The organism is Pseudomonas sp. Colony2 (genome assembly GCF_019382755.1).
In the GTDB taxonomy this organism is placed as follows: Bacteria; Pseudomonadota; Gammaproteobacteria; order Pseudomonadales; family Pseudomonadaceae; genus Aquipseudomonas.
The window spans coordinates 184252-184498 of the sequence record NZ_CP080030.1 but is presented as its reverse complement, the minus strand read 5'-3'; the positions used below and the strand labels follow the sequence as shown (position 1 = coordinate 184498).

Genomic DNA, 247 nt, shown 5'->3' with positions numbered 1-247 from the left:
TGAACCAATATATGCCCCTAACGGGCCACGACTGCACCGTCCCCGCCCTGCTTATCGACACCCATGCGCCCCTCGATGTCCTCCACGACGCCGCCGTGTACCGGATTCGCGCCGTCACCCAACTGCTGGAAAACCTGGCCTTCCGTGAACAGCTCAGCAGCGATGCTGTGGTGCTTCAAGACTTCGCCCAATTGCTGGCGATTCCGCTGCGAGATGGGTGTGATTTGCTGGATGTCATCAGTCGCAG

General features: G+C 59.9%; 1 protein-coding gene. It reads left to right on the top strand.

All coding sequences use genetic code 11. The annotated features are described in order from the left end of the window. Window positions 1-11 precede the first annotated feature (11 nt). Window positions 12-247, top strand: a 236-nt coding sequence (locus JV201_RS00805) for a hypothetical protein (RefSeq protein ID WP_219406379.1), incomplete at its 3' end; no start/stop codon positions are given.